Consider the following 18,934-nt stretch of genomic DNA (forward strand, 5'->3'; position numbering starts at 1 on the left):
AGCTCAACCTATGACCGACCCTGGCGATTTGCGCCCCAACGAGGAGGCCGTCGAACTCGAACCGGCCTCTGATGCCACGTTGCGTTTCATCGGTACCATCCGGACCCCTTGGCGCGATCGCAAGGATTGCCCGCGCCAGGGCGACCTGGACGGCCCGGAATGCCAGCTGGTTCTGGATCCTGTCTGGCACGACGCGCTGGCGGGGCTCGAAGATTACGACACCATCGAAGTGCTCTACTGGCTGGACCAGAGCCGCCGCGATCTGGTCCGGCAAAGCCCCAGAAGCGACGGCCAGACCTTCGGCACCTTTGCCCTGCGCTCCCCGGTTCGGCCCAATCCAATTGGCACGTCCATGATCAAACTGGTTCGCGTCGAAAAGGGAACACTGATCGTGCGCGGCCTGGACTGTCTGGACGGCACGCCACTACTGGACATAAAACCGGACCGCTGCGCCTTCAGCCCGAAGGCGCCGCCAAAAGCCGGCTCCTGATGGCCTCATCCACCAACCAGCGCCGAAGCGTCTGGATCCCCCGCTCCTGCCGCCGGCTGGTTTTCCAGGCAAAATAGAAGGTGTCACCGGTCATCACCGAATGGGTCGGAAGCCGCACAAAATCTTCCGAATCCCGGCGCGTACTCAGCATGTAGTCATTGGTCAGGGCCACCCCCTGATGGAACCGAGCCGCCTCAAGCGCCAGCAGCATATGGCTGAAATGCTGCACCCGAACAGCACCCGGCAGGCGCTCGCCCGCCGCTTCAAACCACGCCTGCCAGTCCCCGGTGGCACGGTCGAAAATACTGTGGGTCGACAACAACGGAAACCGGGCCAGCTCCTCCGGCGACAACGGCGCCTCATCCCGCTGCTCCGGCTGATCATCCCGCCCCAGCTCGCGACGCATACGCTTCCAGTAATCCTGACTGCACACCGGAAACAGCCGCTCCTCATACAGCTTGTCATAGCTGAAAGCAGGCACGTCAGTGCTAATGGTAATAAAACAATCCGCCACCCGGTCCGACAACACCGGGTTCCCACTGCTCATCTCGAGCGCCAGATCCAGCTGGGGATGCAGCCGCTGCAGATACGGCAACCGTGGCACCAGCCAGCGCACTGCAAACGAACTGAACACCGACAACCGCAGCCGGGCCTCCTCATGCCCCAACAACTGCTCACTGGCCCGTTCGATCTGCAACAGCGCTGAACTGACCGCATCCAGGTACTGCCGTCCCTCATCGGTCAGCGACAGCGTCCGGCCACTGCGCCAGAACAGCTGCTCCCCAAGGTAGGTTTCCAGCTGTTTGATCTGGTGGCTCACGGCGCTCTGGCTCACCGCCAACTCATCGGCAGCGAGGGAAAAGCTGTTGAGACGGGCAACGGCTTCGAATACGGGCAGGGCTTTCAGGGGTGGCAGTTTCATTATCTATTTTTCTAATAGGTAGTGAATAATGATCATTTTATCGGATATTAACACCCGCTTAGACTGCCCTCCATGTTACGGGAGCAGATTGTGTGGCTCCCTCCGAAAATGCTCTCCGCCATGGATGGCGGAGCGCAAGCGTACAGGGACGTATTCACAGCGGTTTTCGGAGGGAGCCACACGATTTGCTCTTGCACCAGAGCTTGAAAACCAAAGGAGAAAAACATGTCAGGAAAAACCGTAAACAGCGCCATCCTGCTGCTGGTGATCGGCAACGCCATGGCGTTGATCTCTGACGTGTTCATCAAACTCCTGGAGCCCGGCGCACCCGTATTTCAGTTTGCGTTTCTGCGCTGCCTGATCACCCTGGGCCTACTGCTACCACTGGCCGGGCAACTGGACCGGAAAAACCTGTTCGCCGGACTAAAAATCCACACCTTCCGGGCCCACATCCACCTGGCCGGCCTCCTGTGCATGGTGATCGCCCTGGGTAACCTGCCGCTGGCAACCGCCAACGCCGTCTTCTATGCCGCGCCCATCCTGGTGATGGTGCTCTCGGTATTCCTGTTCCGGGAAAAGCTGACACCCCTGAGCGTCACCGCCGTCTTCAGCGGCTTTGCCGGGATCGTGCTCATTCTACGGCCAGTGGAATTCAACTGGGCGGCCGTGGCAGCCCTTGGCTCGGCCTTTGCCCTGGCCATCAACGCCGTGCTGGTCCGGAAACTGCCAAAGCAGCAGAGCACCGTGCACAAGCTTTTCCTCAATTACCTGCTGATTCTGCCAGCGGCCGGGGCCCTGGCCTGGTGGGAAGGCGCACAATGGGATTCGGGCATCCTGATCGGCGCCATGGGCTCGGCCCTGTTCATTCTGGGCTACAACATCACCGTATTGCTGGCCTACCGCCAGGTGGACGCCAACCAGGTCACCAGCGCTGAATACACCGGTCTGATCTGGGCCGTGGGGATTGGCTGGATCTGGTTCGGGGAAGTGCCTGACCTCTGGTTCCTGGCCGGCAGCCTGATGATTGTCGTACCCCTGCTGCTGATTGGCCTGAAGCACCGGCGCAAGGGACCTGCCAGGGGCTTTAATCCGGCCCCGGAAACAACAGGTGCTCCGGAACCGGGGCGCTTCACTCAGTGCCGGGAAGAATCAATCAGCACGTGAGTGTCGTGGATGATCCGACCGATCCTGGTCTCCGGCGGCAATCCGTCACCATAGCCCAGTTCGATGCGGTAATGGCCTGAATGGTGGCGATGCCAGTCACGCCGGCGGTCATGCCTGTCGCGATAGACATCGCGCTTATGTTTTTTGCCCCATTTGCGCTTGTCACCATGGTAGCGGTGGCGATCATAACGATTGTGGTGCTTGCGGTCCCACTTATGCTGCTTGTAGTGCCGGGGCTTGTGATGGCGCCGATCGTAATGGCTGTCGCGGTAATGGGCCTGCAGGAACTTTTTCTCATGACCCGGAGGTAAGGCTTTGCCCCGTTCATGGTGCTTTTGCCAACCCTGACCCCGGCGTTCATCATCAGCCATCACCGGAGCAGACACCATCAGGAACGCCGTTATCAGGCTTCCGATCAACAATCGCTTCATGATGATTCTCCCGTTCTGTTCAGAGACAGATCTCGCATCCGGACCCAGTGCCGGATGCCTCTGAACCCAGATTATCGAACCGGGAGAGAATGTCAGCGCCCCGAAGCGGGCTTTGCAGGATCTTTACGAAACGCCCGGTCTGCTTGACGTTCTAGCGGGCAAGCGTGTCGTTTTCAGAGGCAGACTTCAGGTGGGATTCAATGGCAAAGGTGTGTGGGCACTCTGCACCAAGCGCACGGAGGGATTCCGCCAGCCTCAACAGATACTCGGCATTGGGACCGCTGGGGCCCGAAGCAGAGGCGATCTGGCGGGCAATATCCGCATCCGGCGCATGGCCGAGGAAGGCCTCGTTGTCTTCGGTGGCAATGTAAACCAGGCCCTCGGCATGGCTGCCATCGTCGAAGGTGAGCCTGGTGCTCAGGCGCAGATAGCCGTTCTTTTCCCGGACATCCAGATGTTCGAACACACTGGGCGACACCCGGAACGCCATGCCCTTGCAGACAGCATCCGGCTTCTCTATCAGGGTGACCACCCGGCCCGGCGACTCGGGGGTTCCCCGGTGATCATGAGAACCCTGCCAGAACCGACGCTCCCAGCCCCGAATCGACGCCGGGCGCTGCTCCAGAAAGGGAAAATCGACCTTGTAGATCAGGGAACCATAGCCAAACAGCCAGACCGACTCAACGCCGGCGAAATCGTATCGTTTGCGATTGTGCTCAATGGTATTGGCAGACATCAGACACCCTGCTGCAAAAACGGAACGGGGAATACTCTAGGTGGACGCAATAAAACCCGCAATGCCCGTCAGCACGATTTCAGCCGCCATGGCCGAGAGTATCAGACCACTGATCTTGGACAGGATGTTCAGGCCAGTCTTGCCCAGCACCTTCTCAAGGTAGCCTGACAGATGCAGCAGTACCGCCAGGATCAACAGGCTCGATACCAGCCCCAGGAGCCCGCCGGCCACTTCGGATACCCGGTTGAGTTCGGCACCGTACACCATGATCGCACCAATGGTGGCCGGGCCAATCATCACCGGAATGGCCAGAGGCACAACAGCAATGTCATCGCGATCTTCATCGGGCAGACCGGTGGCGTGATTGCGGGTGCCACTGGTTACCAGGCTGATGGCGGTCAGAAACAGCAGACTACCGGCACCGATCCTGAAAGAATTAAGCGTGATTCCAATGGCACTGAACAGCAGCGGGCCGGCAAAGAACAGAATCACGCCCATCATAAACGCCGAAACACAGGCACGGCGGATAATTGATGTCTTCTCGGTTGCCGGCAGGCCTCGGGTCAGCGCCAGGAACATGGTCACCACGAAAAACGGCGCCAAAAGGAACAAGAAGCGAATGGTGCTGCTGATGTAGGTGGAGAAAAAGGTTTCAAGCATTCCGGGTAGTCCAGCGGTCAATGAAAGCGGGCAAGCATAGCTTGCTACCACGTTTTCTGCCGTAAGGAAGTGGACGTATGACGGCTCTTCGAATCACACGGCCAACGGTGTCACATAACTGAAGCGCTTACGATACTGTTCCATTGTGCAGCCCACCGTTCGCTTGAATAAACGCCGGAACGAGCTGGCATCCTCATAGCCCACGCTCCAGATAATGCGGGCGGTCTGCTCACGGCTGGATTCCAGTTTGTGTTTGGCGGCTTCAATTCGCAGATGCTGGAGATAGCCGATGGGCGTTTCCCCGGTCGCCTCCTTGAACCGGCGCTTGAAGGTACGCGTACCCAAGCCGGCGACATCGGCAACATCATCAATGCTGACCGGGTCGGAGTAATGATGTTCCAGCCAGGTTTGAGCCTTGCGTATGGCATCATCCTGGTGAGCCTTCCGGCTATAGAAGGCCATATACGGTGTCTGTTCCACCCGGCGACCATCCAGAACCAGCATCTTGCTACAGGCCAGGGCGACGGAAGGAGAGGCAAAACGTTCCACCAGGTAAAGGCACAGATCCACAAACGCCGTCGCACCACCGGCACAGATAATCTGGCCGTTATCCACCAGCAGTTGATCTTCATCCAGCCGAATATCCGGGTAACGGCCGCGAAAAAGCGGTGCTGCCCGCCAGTGTGTGGTGGCCACCTGATCGCCCAGCAAGCCAGCCTCCGCAAGCACAAAACTGCCCGTGCACACGCTTGCCACCACAACACCCTGCTCAAAGGCCTCCCTTAGCCAGCCATACAGAGGTATGGCTGGCGCCAGGGTTCGTTCCAAAAGCTCCGCGCTGACAGCAGCTTCTACGGACGAGCCAACCACAATCAGGTCTGGCCGGAAGCTTTCACGACAGACCGTTGGCGTTACCAGAGCACCGCTGTAACCACGGACCGGCTGATTATCTACGGTCACCACCTGACAGTTGAACAGGGGATCACTGCGGACGCCGGGTAAGCGAGCGCAATAGTTCGCCACTGTGAAGAAATCCATCACACCGTGTACACCGGAAGCATGGCAGTCAGGCAAGGCAACGATGGCAATATTCATCATGGGGAAATGGCCCTTTCCGCACTTTATATGTCAAATATGACACTCCTGCTGACAGCCGGCAAGCCCTAACCTGAAACTGTCATCCACCACAGCACGAAGAAGGACTTTCTCCATGACCTCACAACTGAATACACAGACACAAATTCCACGCCACTCAAGCCAATCCGGGAAACCCGCCACTGCGGGGCTTTCCGCGACTCGTCTGGCGCTGCAACTCTATGCCCGGGTATCACCGCAAAAGGCCGGAAAACTGGTGAACCGTATGGCCTTCAGGCCGTCCCGTCTGTCTCTGCCCGTTCGCTACGAGCACTGGCTGGACAACACCGACGGCTATACCCAGCTTCAACACGGCGCCCGAACCATCCCCGTCTATTCCTGGGGAGAAGGCCCGGTGATTCTGGGGGTCCATGGCTGGGGAGGTGCGGGCGTTCAGTTCGGCGCCTGGATTGAACCGCTGGTTGAAGCCGGTTACCGGGTGGTTCTCTTCGATGCCCCGGCCCATGGCCGGGCCCAGGGGGAGAGCACAGATCTGCTCGAAATGGCAGACGTGACAGCTCACGTGTCTGCCAGCGTGGGCGGTGTCCGAGGTGTACTGGCGCATTCCCTCGGATGTATCGCAGCAGCGCGGGCCATCACCAACGGGCTTCACACCGGCTACCTGGCCATGCTGGCACCACCGGTCAGCCTGAAGGCCGCTATGGAGAACCTTGGCAGGCAGCTGGCCCTCAGCCCTGAAGTACTGGCCGTTCACCTGGAACTCATGGAAGACCGGTTCGGCCCCTCCATTTGGGAGAAGCTGAATCTCGAGACCCTGTGCCGCGGGCTGAACCAGTCCGGCCTGGTTGCCATTGACGACACCGACACGTCCATTTTACCGGAAGAGAGCCAACGTGTGGCTGACACCTGGGCCAAGGCAGATCTTCTGCGCACCAGTGGTCTTGGCCATCATCGGATTCTCTCAAGTCCCATGGTCATGGAAACGGTGTTGCAAGGTCTGGGCCGGGCGTGATGCCTTAGCAGAAAGCCGCGGTCATCCTGGTGAGAGTTCTTCCAGGTAGGTTTCGCCATCGGCGTAGAGCGAGGCGAACTCCTCCTCGGGCACCACGGTGACCGCAATCTCCGGTTCATGATCGCCACCGCCGAGCAGCACGCCCCGCATCGGCGTGATATCGGAGAAGTCCCTGCCCCAGCCAAGGGTGATGTGTTCCAGATCCGGCCTCAGGGCATTGGTGGGATCCAGCTCCAGCCAGCCAAAATCCGGCACGAACACAGCCACCCAGGCATGGGTGGCATCCGCTCCGACCAATCGCTCCTTGCCCTCGGGCGGATGGGTGAGGATATAGCCACTCATGTAACGGGCGGCCAGGCCCACCGAGCGCAGGCAGGCAATCATGATGTGGGAGAAATCCTGGCAGACCCCGCGCCGAGCTTTGAACGCCTGCTCGACCGGAGTGAAGGTTTCGGTCGCCGTCGCATCGAAGCGGAAGTCGCGATGAATCATCCGCATCAGGGCGTCCGCCGCCTCCACCAGGGGCCGGCCGGGAAGAAAGGCCTCCCGGGCATAGGCAGCGTACTGCGAATCAATGGGCACATTGGTGGAGACAAACCGGAACGCCGTGGCCTGAAGATGGTCCGGCGGGAACTTCCTGTCTGCCCGGTACCGCAGGCGGTCGCGCACCGTTTCCCAGGGGACTTTTGCAGCGGATGCCGAGGGTTTCGGACGATCACGCAGCTCCACCCAGAACTCGCTGATGATCTCGAGGTACTCGTGGTCGGCGGTGAAATGAATCTTGGTAATCCGGTTACCAAAGCAATCGAGGAAAGAACGCCTCGCCGAAGGTTCCGGAGAGATTGCCAGGTGATGCTCAAGATTCCTCTGCCAGGGAAGCTCCCGTGGCGTAAGTCTCAGCAAATGATGGGACTCCCCCACCACCTGATCGTACTGGTAGAGGGTCTCATGACGCACATGGTAACGGACAAATGTCATGAAAGACGCCTCAATCCGGTTTCACCGGCCGGTCGGAATACCGGGTGTGAATAAAAGACTGCCGTTGGATTTCATCCGATACACGATAGGCCTCGGAACGGATGTCGCACAACAGCTCCGCTAATGCCTCACAGGCTTTGTCCGGGCGTTTTCGCTCAAACGGATGCAAATCAACCGCTTGCAGCCGCTGGAGCGACTCGCCCAGATCCGGGGGAAACAATTGTCCGGTTTTCAGGCCCATCTCCGGCAGATCTTTCTGCAGCTGCCGCAGCTGGAACATCACCGAATGGGGGTTACTCGCGTCTATCACCAGGGTATGGAGTACCCCAAGAAGCTCCGGTGTCCTACGGTATCGGGTGCGGTAGGTTACTTCCGAGTTGGCCACTTCCAGCAGCCACTCAAGCATGGCATGACGGCTGAACCGGTCACTGAACAAGGGCACGCAGATCAGGGTACAGAGATTGGCAAGGCGCTCCAGACGCCGACCGATCACCAGGAAAACCCAGCTGGCATCCCGGGTGATATCATCCATCGCAAAGCCGGCCAGCGAGATGCAGTCCAGCAACACCAGATTCAACGCCCGGATCGACTGGTCCGGGGTGGTTGGCGCCGGGCTCAGGGGCTTGCCCACCCGATTGAGCGTGTGCCAGTTGTCGGCGGAAAGCCGGTCACGGACCTGGCTGGCATTGAACAACAAGGCCTGAAGAATGGACGCGATCGAGCCCGGAAACTTCAGATCGCTGACCGCCCTGAGCAACATTCCGGGAAGCGGCTCCGGCACCGCATCCTCTTCCGTTTCCGGCAGCGTCCCGAAATGCTCGGCTGCCTGCTGCAGCCCCAACAGGGCTTCCTCACTGGCCTGATCGTGGCCCGACAAGCGGTTGAAGGCCGCCCGTAATAGCCGCGCGGTTCCCTCGGCCCGCTCCGAGTGCCGGCCCATCCAGAACAGGTTTTCACCAACCCTCGAGGGCGTATCTCTCTCACCATCGAGCAGATCAGACACCTGCAACCGCTTCTTGATCAGCGATGTGGAAGGTGCGGTGTAGCGGGCCTGTACCCAGGTATCCTTCGACAAGCCACCCCGCTGCATAGAGATAACCTCCACACCCTCGTCCATCGCTACCCGGGTCAACCCCCCGGGCATAACCCGCCAGCCGGAGGGGGTAGCCGCAGCGAACAGCCGCAGGCCAATGGACCGGGTTGCCAACGGCTGCTCCCGCTCACCTTTCCAGACCGGCGCCTGGGAAAGGTGCACCAGCTCCTGCCCCACAAAGGCATGGGGATGGGCGTGCATCTTCTTGATCAGGGCGTCCCGCTCCGCGCCCTTCACCTGATAGCCAAACACCGGCTCCATTCGCATGCTCGCGAATGCCGGTTTGATGACCAGTTCGTCCAGGTGCTTTAACACGTAGTCCAGGGCCGGTTTTTCTCCGCACCACCACGAGGCTACCGACGGCATCACCAGTGGCGAGCCCAGTAGTTTCTTCGAGATCTCCGGCAGGAAACCGAACAACGCGGCACTCTCCAGCACACCTGAGCCCAACGCATTCGCCATCAGCACCTTGCCTGCCCGCACCGCCCCCAGCAGCCCGGGAATGCCAAGTACGGAATCGGCGCGCAGCTCCAACGGATCACAGAAGCCATCGTCCAGCCGGCGATAAATGGCGTGCACCCGACGCAAGCCCTGGAGCGTTTTCAGGTAGACCGTGTCGTCCCGTACGGTCAGATCCTGCCCTTCAACTAACGGCAACCCAAGGTAACGGGCAAGGAAGACATGTTCGAAATAGGTTTCATTGAAACGGCCGGGTGTTAAGAGCACACAAAGCGGCGACTCGGCTCCGACTGGCGACATGCCCGCCAGGCTGCTCTGGAATCCCTGGAAGAATTCCGCAAGGTTGGTCACCGGCAGGTTGTGGAATGGCGCCGGAAAAGCCCGGGAAATCACCAGCCTATTCTGCAGGGCGTAGCCCGCTCCGGAAGGCGCCTGGGTGCGGTCCGCCATCACCCACCAGCCGCCGTCCGGCGCCCGCGCCAGATCCACGGCGTACAGGTGAAGGAAGCGGCCGCCGGCGGGCTCAATCCCCTGGCAGGGCCACTGGAACCCGGCCTGCCCATAGACCAGGGCCGGAGGCATGAAACCTTCTTTTAGCAGCGACTGTTCGCCATACAGATCGGCCAGAACGCGGTCCAGCAGCTCTGCCCGTTGAGCCACCGCTTTGGACAGCCACTGCCACTCATCAGCGCCCAGCACCAGCGGCAGTAGATCGACTTCCCAGGGGCGGGAATCTCCAAGAGGGTCCTCATAAACGTTATAAGTGACACCGTCTTCGGCGATCGCGTTGGCGACAGCCTGAGCCCTGATATTGAGACTGTCCACCGACTCAAGGTTGAGCTGCTGCAGCAATGGCCGCCAATGGGACTTCGGTCCGGAGCCAATGGAGCCAAGCTCATCAAACCGATCCGGCACCGGGTGGTACTGGCGGAGGATGTCAATTACTGCATGCTGCTTCGCCACCGTGAATTCAGGCTCCATTGGTCAGTGAGCTGGAAGCATAGCCGCTTTGCAGTCTCCCGGGCCAGTATCAAACGGTAAGTTCCCGCGTGTTATTTGTGATATCGCAGATCCAGGGTGAACGGGAACTCCCGATGCTCCGGAACCGGCCGCAGGGGTTGTTGTCCGGAGCTGTGACCCATCCGGAAGAAACGCGCCATACGCCGGCCTTCCGCCTCGAACGAATTCACCGGCAACGTCTCGAAATTCCGGCCACCGGGGTGGGTTACGTGATACTCGCAACCACCGAGGCTGCGTTCGTTCCAGGTATCCACGATATCGAACACCAGCGGGCCATCCACACCAATGGTCGGATGCATGCACTGGGAAGGCTGCCAGGCCCGGTAGCGCACGCCGGCAACGAATTCCCCGACCATTCCGGTGGCCTGCAGAGGCAAAGGCACTTTATTGCAGGTGATCTGGTACCGATCCGGGGCAGCACCACGCACTTTTACCTGCAAGCGCTCCAGTGACGAATCCACATAGCGGGCCGTGCCGCCAATCGCACCGTGCTCACCGGTGACGTGCCAGGGCTCCAGGGCCGAGCGCAGCTCAAGGGTTATGCCTTTGACCTGGTAGTCGCCGATCCGGGGGAAACGGAATTCAAAATGGGGCGCGAACCACTGGCTCTCGAGCGGGTAGCCCTGGGCCTTCATATCGTCGATGACGTCCTCGAAGTCCTGCCAGACGTAGTGCGGCAGCAGGAACCTGTCGTGCAGTTCGGTGCCCCAGCGAACCAGTCCGGAAGGCTTGTAGGGTTGTTCCCAGAATCGGGCCACCAGTGCACGCAACAGCAGTTGCTGGGTCAGGCTCATCCGGGCATGGGGCGGCATCTCGAAGGCCCGCAATTCCAGCAACCCATGGCGGCCACCGGGGCCGTCCGGGGAATAAAGCTTGTCGATACAGAACTCCGCCCGGTGGGTATTGCCGGTCACATCCGTGAGCAGATCCCGGAGCAGCCGGTCCACCACCCAGGGCGCGACCTTTTTGCCCACCGGGCACAACCGCTCCATTTCCCTGAAGGCCAGCTCCATCTCGAACACGTGATCGTTACGAGCTTCATCGATTCTCGGCGCCTGGGAACTGGGGCCGATGAACAGGCCGGAGAACAGGTAGGACAGGCTGGGGTGGTTATGCCAGTAGCTGATCAGACTTCGCAACAGGTCTGGACGTCGCAGGAAGGGCGAATCCTCTGCCTTCTGGGCGCCCAGCACGAAATGGTTGCCGCCACCGGTGCCGGTATGACGGCCGTCCATCATGAATTTCTCGGAGGTGAGCCGGCATTCGTAGGCGTCGGCGTAAAGGGATTCGGTCTGCTCCACCATTTCATCCCAAGTCCGCACCGGCTGCACATTCACTTCAATGACACCCGGGTCCGGGGTGATCCGAAAATGGGTGATCCGGTGGTCCGAGGGTGGCTCGTAGCCCTCCAGCAAGACCGGTTGCCGGAGAGTGGCAGCGGTTTTCTCGATGGCTGACACCAATGCCAGGTAGGGCTCAAGCTCCTCCAGCGGCGGCATGAAAACACGGAGAATGCCATCCCGGGGCTCCACACAGAGGGCGGTGCGGACAATCTCGGGTGCCGACTTGCCTTTTTTCGGCGGCTCCAGTTCCGGCGATGCCTGCCCGGTCTGTCCCCGGCTGTTCCATTGCCGGATCTCCTCGCTGGCGGGCAACGGGCCACGGGGGGCGAAGGGGTCCTGCTCGTGTATCCAGGGGTAATCGGCTTCTTCCACCCAGGGCTGGCTATCCAGGGGCAGACGGTGGCCCATGGGAGAGCCGCCCGGAATCAGGTAGCAGCGCTCGCTGCGCAGGAACCAGGGGCCCGTCTCCCACGCCTGTTCCTTTTCAGAGATACGTAGAGGGAGCACGTAGCCAACGGGCTCATCCAGACCCCGGCTGAAAATCTGCTGGAGCTGCTTCCGCTCCAGGGCATTCTCGAGTTTGGCATCAAAAGGATCGACGTTGACCGGCAACCGGCGTTCCCGCCACAGGTAATAAAAGGCATCCTCAAATGCTGGGAACAGCTGTTCTTCATCAACGCCCAACTGTTTCGCCAATCCCTGGAGAAACCGGCGGGCCGCTTCCGGGGTTGCCTTGCCCGCGGCGCGTTCATCCGCCAGCCAGCGCTCATCGTGCCAGATGGGCTCGCCATCCTTGCGCCAGAAACAGTTCAGAGACCAACGGGGCAGCGGCTCTCCCGGATACCACTTACCCTGGCCGAAGTGCACCAGCCCGCCAGCACCATACCGGTCCCGCATCCGGTGATAGAGCTCAATGGCCTTCTTGCGCTTGGTCGGGCCCATCGCCTCGGTGTTCCACTCCGGTTCGTCCCGGTCATGATTCGCCACGAATGTGGGTTCACCACCCTGGGTCAGACGTACATCCAGATCCGTCAAACGCTGGTCCACGTCATGGCCCAGCCCGACAATGCGTTGCCACTGCTCCTCGGTGTAGGGTTTAGTCACCCTGGGTGCTTCCCAGATGCGCTGGACGCTCATCTGGTGCTCGAATTCGACTCCACACTCCTCCACCATGCCGGTAATCGGCGCCGCCGAGGACGGATCAGGACTGCAGGCCAGCGGAATGTGCCCTTCCCCGGCAAACAGGCCAGAGGTCGGGTCCAGACCGACCCAACCCGCACCCGGCAGGAAGACCTCACACCAGGCATGCAGATCGGTAAAATCCTCCTCTGCACCAGACGGGCCATCCAGTGCTTTCTGATCCGCTTTCAGCTGAATCAGGTAACCGGATACGAACCGCGCCGCCAGCCCAAGGTGCCGGAGCGTCTGGACCAGCAACCATGTGGAATCCCGACAGGAGCCGGACCCTTTTTTCAGGGTCTGTTCCGGGGTCTGTACACCAGGCTCCATCCGGATCAGGTAGTCGATCCGGTCGGCAAGGCTCTGGTTCACACTCACCAGGAAATCCACACTTGGCGTTTCCGTGCGGTCGATGGAGGCCATCCACTTCCGGAACTCCGGTGTCTCCGGCAATTTCTGCAAATAGGGGGCAAGCTCTGCCGTCTGCCATTCCTCGTAGTCGAACGGAATGGTCTCCGCCCGGGGTTCCAGGAAGAAATCAAACGGGTTGATCACGGCCATCTCGGCCACAAGGTCCACCGTGATCTTCAGCTCGCCCGTTTTTTCAGGGAACACCAGACGGGCCAGATAATTGGCCTGCGGGTCCTGTTGCCAGTTAAGGAAATAGCCTTCTGGTTCCACCTTCAGCGAGTAACTGAGAATGCGGGTTCGCGCGTGCGGACAGGGGCGCAGACGAACGATCTGCGGCCCCAGGGTGATCGGGCGCTCGTAGCGATAGTGGGTGGTATGACTAAGCGCAACGTGAATCGACATGGAACCTATCTCGCAGGCGAATAAAATTGGGAGTTTCAGGCTGTCTCGTAGACAGGAAACCAGGTCTCTGCAATATCTTCGTGAAGCTCACCGATTTCCAGTTGCAGGTTTTCCAGGAACAGGATCACGTCTTCCTTGCGGATCAGCGCATCCACGTCGCCCTCGCGGGTGTGGCGTACAGCCTGTAACGCGGTGCGTAACGGGATCTCGTTCCTCGGCAGGCGGCCCAGGGCGCCCGCCACTTCGCTGAGGCTGTGCAGCACCGATCGTGGAAACGGCTCGTTCTGCAGCAGGAAGCGAATAACCAGCGGCCCGCTGACCTTGCGCCGCACGTTGTGACGGTACATCTGGAAAGCACTCTGATAGCGCAGCACACTGGTCCACAACAGCCCGCCGTAGGTTTCGGTGCCGTCCCAGCCATCCAGGAACTGCAGGGCGCCGACTTCGATCTGCCGCGTGGCCATGTCCGCCCGTTCAAGGTTGCGCCCGACCCGGATAAAGTCGTACCCGGCATCGTGGCTCATACACCCGGCCAGCAGGCCATTGAGCATCTGACAGCGGCCCACAATCTCGTTCAGAAATTCGTACCTCGCCCGTTTACCGATCCCCTGGTCTATATGCTCCAGAATGTACCGGTAGAGCTCGTTGATCACCTCCCAGGCGTCCGTCGGTATCTGGTCACGGGTGGTGCGTACATTCTCCCGGGCCGCCTTGATGCAGGAGGCGATGGAACTCGGGTTGTAACCATCGGCCATCAGAAACTTCACACAATTGCGCTCATCTGCCTTCTGATGGTGCTGATCGAACAGGGCTTCCATTCCGGTAACCGCTACCAGACTCTTCCAGGACAGTTGCGTTTCCCGCGGCATATCCAGGGCCAGGGAATTGAAGGCCATGATCATCCGGGCGTTGTTCTCGGCCCGTTCAAGGTATCTGGCCATCCAGTACAGTCGTTCCGCTACACGTGACAGCACATCAGTTCTCCTCGTCCACGATCCAGGTATCCTTGCTTCCACCGCCCTGGGAAGAATTCACCACCAGGGAGCCTTTTCGCATCGCCACCCGTGTAAGTCCTCCGGCCGTTACGTAGGTTCTGACGCCCTGCAGCACGAAGGGCCGCAGATCCAGATGACGGGGCGCCAGGCCCTCGTCGCACAGGGTCGGTGCCACGGACAGGTTGAGGGTCGGTTGGGCGATGTAGTTGCGCGGGTTCTTCTTGATCAGCCGGGCAAACTCGGTGCGTTGCTTCTTGGTGGAATGCGGCCCAACCAGCATGCCGTAGCCCCCGGACTCGTTCGCCGGTTTGACCACCAGTTCATCAAGGTGTTCGAGAACATACTCCTGGTCCTGCTTGTTCACACACATCCAGGTGGGCACGTTCGGGATGATGGGCTCCTCGTCCAGGTAATAGCGAATCATGTCCGGAACGAACGCGTAGATGACCTTGTCGTCGGCCACGCCGGCCCCAGGTGCATTGGCCAGGCCAACCTTGCCGTTGCGCCAGGCCCGCATCAGGCCCGGTACGCCGAGGGTAGAGTCGGCGCGGAACTCCTCCGGGTCCAGGAAATCGTCATCAATGCGACGGTAGATCACATCCACACGTTCCAGACCCTCAACCGTGCGCATGTAGACACAATCATCCTCACCAACCACCAGATCGGCACCCTCCACCAGCTCGGCGCCCATCCGCTGGGCCAGGAAGGAGTGCTCGAAATAGGCGGAGTTGAAAATACCGGGCGTCAGCACCGCAATTTTCGGATGGTCCTGTGGCCGGGGCGAAATCGACGCCAGCATGTCGAACAGCTGGTTGGTGTAGTCATCCACCGGCAGGATGCTGGTGTTATCGAACAGCTCCGGGAATACCCGCTTGGTCAGCTGGCGGTTCTCCAGCATATAGGAGACACCAGAGGGAACCCGCAGGTTATCCTCAAGGACATACACGGTGCCGTCTTTGTCCCGCACCAGATCCGATCCGCAGATGTGCGCCCAGACTCCCAGTGGCGGCGTAAATCCCCGGCACTGCTCGCGGAAATTCTTGGAGTTGGCGAACACGTACTTGGGGATGACCTTGTCCTTGACGATGTTCTGGTCGTTATAGATGTCGTTGATGAACATGTTGAGGGCCGTCAGGCGCTGCGCCAGGCCCTGCTCGATGGTTTCCCACTCCCGGAGCGAGATCACCCGGGGAATGATGTCGAAGGGCCAGGCTCGGTCGATATTCTCGCCCTCGCTGTAGATGGTGAAGCTGATTCCCATCTCCAATATGGCCAATTCAGCAGCCTGCTGCCGCGCCTGGATCTCCTCGGACCCCAAATTGCCCAGATAATCGGTTATCGCAGTGGCTGCCGCCCGGGGACGCCCCTTGGCGGCAATCAATTCATCGTAGAAGTCATTCGGGTCGTAGTTTTTCCAGTCAATCGATTTGTTCTTTTTCATTTGGGGTCCTTTCGTTAACCACCGTGAGCTATTCGGTGTACCAGGCGGAGCTTCTTCACCACCGGAGCCGCGAGCACAAAGGGGTAGGCGTCCTCATGCCCCATGCTTCGGTTCAGGCTGTTGAGCGCAAGTGTCAGGGGCAACCAGTGTTTGATCAGGGCATCGAAATCGTCGGCCTGGTAGGGATCGAACGCAGGGTCTGGTTCGCTGTTCATTACCGGGCTCTGTCGGGCGTTCACGCGCATCCCGAACTGCCAGGCTGTTTCTAATGTATCCACCATATGCAGGTAGTGTGCCCAGGTTTCTGCCCAGTCTTCCCAGGCGTGGCTGCTGGCATAGGCGCTGATGTACCAGCTCTGCCAGTCACCGGGCGGGCCGTACTGGTAATGCTGGTCCATAGCCTGTCTGTAGTCCCTCGTGTCGTCACCAAACATCTCCCGAACCGGCCCAAGCCATGGCCCGGACCGCACCAGGAGATCCCAGTAATAATGACCGGATTCGTGGCGGAAATGCCCCAAAACAGTGCGATAGGGCTCGGCCATCTGGCTTCGCATCCGCTCCCGTTCCACCGGGTCGGCCTCGGAAATGTTCATGGTGATCACGCCATTTGCGTGGCCGGTTTTTACCTTCGCCCGCTCATCAAACATGGCCGGCTGGTCGGCCAGAAAATCGAAGTTCAGGCCGTATTGGTCTTCCTGCCGGGGCTCGCAAGGCAGCTTCAGGCGCAGCAGTGAATAGACCAGGCGACGTTTCTCTTTCTCCAGCCGCACCCACAGATCGTGGTTCCGGAAGGTGCTCAGGTCGGGAATGGTGCGGTTGAGTCGGCAAGCAACGCAGAAGGCGTGTCGATCGGAAGCCGTCACCAGCCAGTTGCAGGCGCGCTGGTTCTGATAGTTACAACAAAGCCGGTACAGGTCTCCCTGGGCGACGGCCGCCCAGGTGTCATTATCCTTTGGCTCGATAGCCAGCAAGTCCATAACATCGGGCGCAAAGCCCAGACCAGACCCGCAATTAGTACAACGACTGTTTTCAAAATACAGCAGGTTGGCGCATCGGCCGCAGTGAAACAGCTTCATTGGGGGACATCCTTGGCCGATACCGGCAAGACCGTTACCTCAAGTATCGGCCATCCGGGGCAAAACGCAACTTATCCACCGTTAAAACCCGGCTGCATGCCCCCGCTGATCCGGTGCTAGACGGCTATGGCAGGCTCACTCTCGGCAACGCTGTCACTGGCGCCTTTACACAGGTACTGCTCTGCGTCGAAGCGCCGTGTCTGGTGCCGGAACTGCCAGGTAAAACCCGGCCAGAGGGTGGTGTTCCTGCCGTTTTCGTTGACGTACCAGCTCTTGCAACCGGTTTGCCAAACCGAATCACCCAGCTTGGCATGAATGGACGCGTTGTAGAGGCTCTGGGCGTCCGGCTTCACTTCCATGCTGCTCCATTGCTGTTGGCGCATCTGTTGGAGGGCATCCAGCACATACTGGATCTGACTTTCGATCATATACACCATGGAGCTGTGGCCAAGACCGGTGTTCGGTCCCATCAGCATGAAGAAGTTCGGAAAGCCACTGACGGTGGTGCCTTTGTAGGCCTCAGCGCCGTCTTTCCAGGCGTCCAGCAGTTCCTGACCATTTCGCCCAAAGATCATGCCTGCGGGGATCGGGTCCTGGGCCCGGAAACCGGTGCCGTAGATGATGCAATCCACCTGCCGCTCGTTACCCTGGGCATCAATCACGGTGTTGCCCTGCACCTCACGGATACCCTCGGTCACAACCTCCACATGATCCTGTGCCAGCGCCGGATAGTAGTTGTTGGAAATCAGCACCCGCTTGCAGCCGAAGTGGAAATCCGGGGTGACCTTCCTGCGCAGCGCCTTGTCCGGAATCTGGTTGCGAATATGCCGGCGGGCCTGCAGTTCACCAAGCTTCAGAATACGGGGGTTACCCACAAAGCCCAGCACCCGCGCCTCGAGGGACCAATAGATACTCTGACGGAAGGCATTGAGTGTTTGCGGGAACATCCGGAACAGCCGCTTTTCCAACGGCCTGATGGCCCGATCCGGCTTGGGCATGATCCACGGCGGCGTGCGCTGGTACAGGTCTACCCGTGCCGCCTGCTTCGCCACCTCCGGAACAAACTGGATGGCCGAGGCGCCGGTACCGATCACCGCCACCCGCTTGCCGCGCAGGTCGTAGTCGTGGTCCCAGTCCTGGGAATGAAAACGCTTGCCCGTGAAGGATTGGATCCCTTTGATCTCTGGATAGGCCGGGGTGCTCAAGCCTCCCATCCCGGAAACAAGGATATCCGCCCTCAACGTGTTGAATTCCGGCAGGCTATTATCGGTGCGATCCAACCGGTCTCCCGGCTTCACGCCCTTCTCCTGCATGTACGCCCACAGCGCCGGGCTTTCACAGGTCTCAAGGGTCCACCGCTGGCGGTTCTCGTCAAATCGCGCTCCGGCCACATGGGTGTTCAGCCGGATGTGATTCATCAGCCCGTACTTCTCGGCGCAGTGCTTCAGGTAGGCCTTGATCTCATGCTGTTGGGCGTACATCCGGCTCCAGTTCGGGTTCTGCTCGAAGGAGAAGGAGTAGAGTGCAGACTGCACATCACAGGCACACCCCGGGTAGTGGTTCTGGTGCCAGGTGCCGCCAATGTCGTCACTCTGCTCCAGGATCACGAAGTCGTTGTAGCCGGCTTCCTTGAGTTTGATGGCCATGCCCAGGCCGGAGAAGCCGGTGCCGATGATGGCGATCTGTGTGTTCTGTTTCATTGCTGCACTCCTACGTTGGCCCGCCTGGCCTTGTCTGTTGTTGTCCAGTTGGTCATGATGACCGGTAGACACATGTATACACAGGTTGGTATACAACCGTATACTCTTGGTTGGGTGATTGGCCTCAGGTGACTGATCGTTGGCCTCCGCGGCGGGCTCTGGCTGGGGGCTGGTCATTTGTGGGAAGGGCTTCCAAAACACGCTCCTTGCGGCACATCCCTGTGACGCTTGGCTCTCGCCATCCATGGCGAGAGACAGTTTTGGAAGCCCTTCCCACAAACGACCGGCAGACTCATGCAAGCCCGCCCTTAAACATTGGTTTGTATC

Annotated in this window: 15 protein-coding genes; 3 read left to right on the top strand and 12 right to left on the bottom strand. The window is 59.8% G+C overall.

Annotation, left to right across the window (positions count from 1 at the left end):
- Positions 1-10: 10 nt before the first annotated feature.
- Entirely contained in the window at positions 11-490 is a 480-nt protein-coding gene (tsaA, locus tag ACESMK_RS00660) for a tRNA (N6-threonylcarbamoyladenosine(37)-N6)-methyltransferase TrmO (protein WP_372994253.1), read from the top strand.
- Here tsaA and ACESMK_RS00665 read toward each other — a convergent pair.
- The gene (locus ACESMK_RS00665; RefSeq protein ID WP_372994255.1) at positions 456-1,412 is read right to left on the bottom strand and encodes a LysR substrate-binding domain-containing protein; all 957 of its coding nucleotides are present in this window, start codon (positions 1,410-1,412) and stop codon (positions 456-458) included. The genes tsaA and ACESMK_RS00665 overlap by 35 nt on opposite strands.
- Positions 1,413-1,637: 225 nt before the next feature.
- Between ACESMK_RS00665 and ACESMK_RS00670 the strand changes: the two genes are divergently transcribed.
- Positions 1,638-2,576, top strand: coding sequence for a DMT family transporter (locus ACESMK_RS00670; RefSeq protein WP_372994257.1), 939 nt, complete (start codon positions 1,638-1,640; stop codon positions 2,574-2,576).
- Here ACESMK_RS00670 and ACESMK_RS00675 read toward each other — a convergent pair.
- From ACESMK_RS00675 to ACESMK_RS00690, 4 genes are all read right to left on the bottom strand, one after another.
- On the bottom strand, positions 2,546-3,007 hold the full coding sequence (locus ACESMK_RS00675; RefSeq protein WP_372994259.1) for a hypothetical protein: 462 nt from the start codon (positions 3,005-3,007) through the stop codon (positions 2,546-2,548). The genes ACESMK_RS00670 and ACESMK_RS00675 overlap by 31 nt on opposite strands.
- Positions 3,008-3,158: 151 nt before the next feature.
- Positions 3,159-3,743: a gamma-glutamylcyclotransferase gene (locus tag ACESMK_RS00680; RefSeq protein WP_372994261.1), complete on the bottom strand. Its 585-nt coding sequence runs from the start codon at positions 3,741-3,743 to the stop codon at positions 3,159-3,161.
- 36 nt (positions 3,744-3,779) lie between these two features.
- Positions 3,780-4,403 (bottom strand): MarC family protein, encoded by a 624-nt coding sequence (locus ACESMK_RS00685; protein ID WP_372994263.1) that lies wholly within the window; start codon positions 4,401-4,403, stop codon positions 3,780-3,782.
- Positions 4,404-4,496: 93 nt separating this feature from the next.
- Positions 4,497-5,501 (bottom strand): GlxA family transcriptional regulator, encoded by a 1,005-nt coding sequence (locus ACESMK_RS00690; RefSeq protein WP_372994265.1) that lies wholly within the window; start codon positions 5,499-5,501, stop codon positions 4,497-4,499.
- A 112-nt stretch (positions 5,502-5,613) separates the two neighbouring features.
- On the opposite strand from ACESMK_RS00690, the gene ACESMK_RS00695 reads away from it, so the two are divergent.
- On the top strand, positions 5,614-6,510 hold the full coding sequence (locus tag ACESMK_RS00695; RefSeq protein ID WP_372994267.1) for an alpha/beta hydrolase: 897 nt from the start codon (positions 5,614-5,616) through the stop codon (positions 6,508-6,510).
- A 21-nt stretch (positions 6,511-6,531) separates the two neighbouring features.
- On the opposite strand, the gene ACESMK_RS00700 is transcribed toward ACESMK_RS00695, so the two are convergent.
- The 7 genes from ACESMK_RS00700 to ACESMK_RS00730 all read right to left on the bottom strand — a co-directional run bounded on the left by ACESMK_RS00700 (position 6,532) and on the right by ACESMK_RS00730 (position 18,607).
- Entirely contained in the window at positions 6,532-7,488 is a 957-nt protein-coding gene (locus ACESMK_RS00700; protein ID WP_372994269.1) for a transglutaminase N-terminal domain-containing protein, read from the bottom strand.
- Between the two features lie 10 nt (positions 7,489-7,498).
- Complete coding sequence (locus ACESMK_RS00705) at positions 7,499-10,003, bottom strand: circularly permuted type 2 ATP-grasp protein (protein ID WP_372994271.1); 2,505 nt, start codon at positions 10,001-10,003, stop codon at positions 7,499-7,501.
- A gap of 89 nt (positions 10,004-10,092) precedes the next feature.
- Positions 10,093-13,395: a DUF2126 domain-containing protein gene (locus ACESMK_RS00710; RefSeq protein ID WP_372994273.1), complete on the bottom strand. Its 3,303-nt coding sequence runs from the start codon at positions 13,393-13,395 to the stop codon at positions 10,093-10,095.
- Between the two features lie 35 nt (positions 13,396-13,430).
- A complete protein-coding gene (locus tag ACESMK_RS00715) occupies positions 13,431-14,369 on the bottom strand; it encodes an alpha-E domain-containing protein (protein WP_372994275.1) in 939 nt (312 codons plus the stop codon).
- Position 14,370: 1 nt separating this feature from the next.
- Positions 14,371-15,831 carry a circularly permuted type 2 ATP-grasp protein gene (locus tag ACESMK_RS00720; RefSeq protein ID WP_372994277.1) on the bottom strand — a complete coding sequence of 487 codons (1,461 nt, stop codon included), beginning with the start codon at positions 15,829-15,831 and terminating at the stop codon, positions 14,371-14,373.
- A 14-nt stretch (positions 15,832-15,845) separates the two neighbouring features.
- Complete coding sequence (locus ACESMK_RS00725; RefSeq protein ID WP_372994279.1) at positions 15,846-16,907, bottom strand: putative zinc-binding metallopeptidase; 1,062 nt, start codon at positions 16,905-16,907, stop codon at positions 15,846-15,848.
- A gap of 116 nt (positions 16,908-17,023) precedes the next feature.
- The gene (locus ACESMK_RS00730; protein ID WP_372994280.1) at positions 17,024-18,607 is read right to left on the bottom strand and encodes a flavin-containing monooxygenase; all 1,584 of its coding nucleotides are present in this window, start codon (positions 18,605-18,607) and stop codon (positions 17,024-17,026) included.
- Positions 18,608-18,934 lie beyond the last annotated feature (327 nt).

Source organism: Marinobacter sp. (assembly GCF_041687235.1).
In the GTDB taxonomy this organism is placed as follows: domain Bacteria; phylum Pseudomonadota; class Gammaproteobacteria; order Pseudomonadales; family Oleiphilaceae; genus Marinobacter.

What these genes read in the sequence shown, in the direction of transcription:
- tsaA (WP_372994253.1), top strand. Translation starts at nt 11, where the DNA reads ATGACCGACCCTGGCGATTTGCGCCCCAACGAGGAGGCCGTCGAACTC.
- ACESMK_RS00665 (WP_372994255.1), bottom strand. Translation starts at nt 1,412, where the DNA reads ATGAAACTGCCACCCCTGAAAGCCCTGCCCGTATTCGAAGCCGTTGCC.
- ACESMK_RS00670 (WP_372994257.1), top strand. Translation starts at nt 1,638, where the DNA reads ATGTCAGGAAAAACCGTAAACAGCGCCATCCTGCTGCTGGTGATCGGC.
- ACESMK_RS00675 (WP_372994259.1), bottom strand. Translation starts at nt 3,007, where the DNA reads ATGAAGCGATTGTTGATCGGAAGCCTGATAACGGCGTTCCTGATGGTG.
- ACESMK_RS00680 (WP_372994261.1), bottom strand. Translation starts at nt 3,743, where the DNA reads ATGTCTGCCAATACCATTGAGCACAATCGCAAACGATACGATTTCGCC.
- ACESMK_RS00685 (WP_372994263.1), bottom strand. Translation starts at nt 4,403, where the DNA reads ATGCTTGAAACCTTTTTCTCCACCTACATCAGCAGCACCATTCGCTTC.
- ACESMK_RS00690 (WP_372994265.1), bottom strand. Translation starts at nt 5,501, where the DNA reads ATGATGAATATTGCCATCGTTGCCTTGCCTGACTGCCATGCTTCCGGT.
- ACESMK_RS00695 (WP_372994267.1), top strand. Translation starts at nt 5,614, where the DNA reads ATGACCTCACAACTGAATACACAGACACAAATTCCACGCCACTCAAGC.
- ACESMK_RS00700 (WP_372994269.1), bottom strand. Translation starts at nt 7,488, where the DNA reads ATGACATTTGTCCGTTACCATGTGCGTCATGAGACCCTCTACCAGTAC.
- ACESMK_RS00710 (WP_372994273.1), bottom strand. Translation starts at nt 13,395, where the DNA reads ATGTCGATTCACGTTGCGCTTAGTCATACCACCCACTATCGCTACGAG.
- ACESMK_RS00720 (WP_372994277.1), bottom strand. Translation starts at nt 15,831, where the DNA reads ATGAAAAAGAACAAATCGATTGACTGGAAAAACTACGACCCGAATGAC.
- ACESMK_RS00725 (WP_372994279.1), bottom strand. Translation starts at nt 16,907, where the DNA reads ATGAAGCTGTTTCACTGCGGCCGATGCGCCAACCTGCTGTATTTTGAA.
- ACESMK_RS00730 (WP_372994280.1), bottom strand. Translation starts at nt 18,607, where the DNA reads ATGAAACAGAACACACAGATCGCCATCATCGGCACCGGCTTCTCCGGC.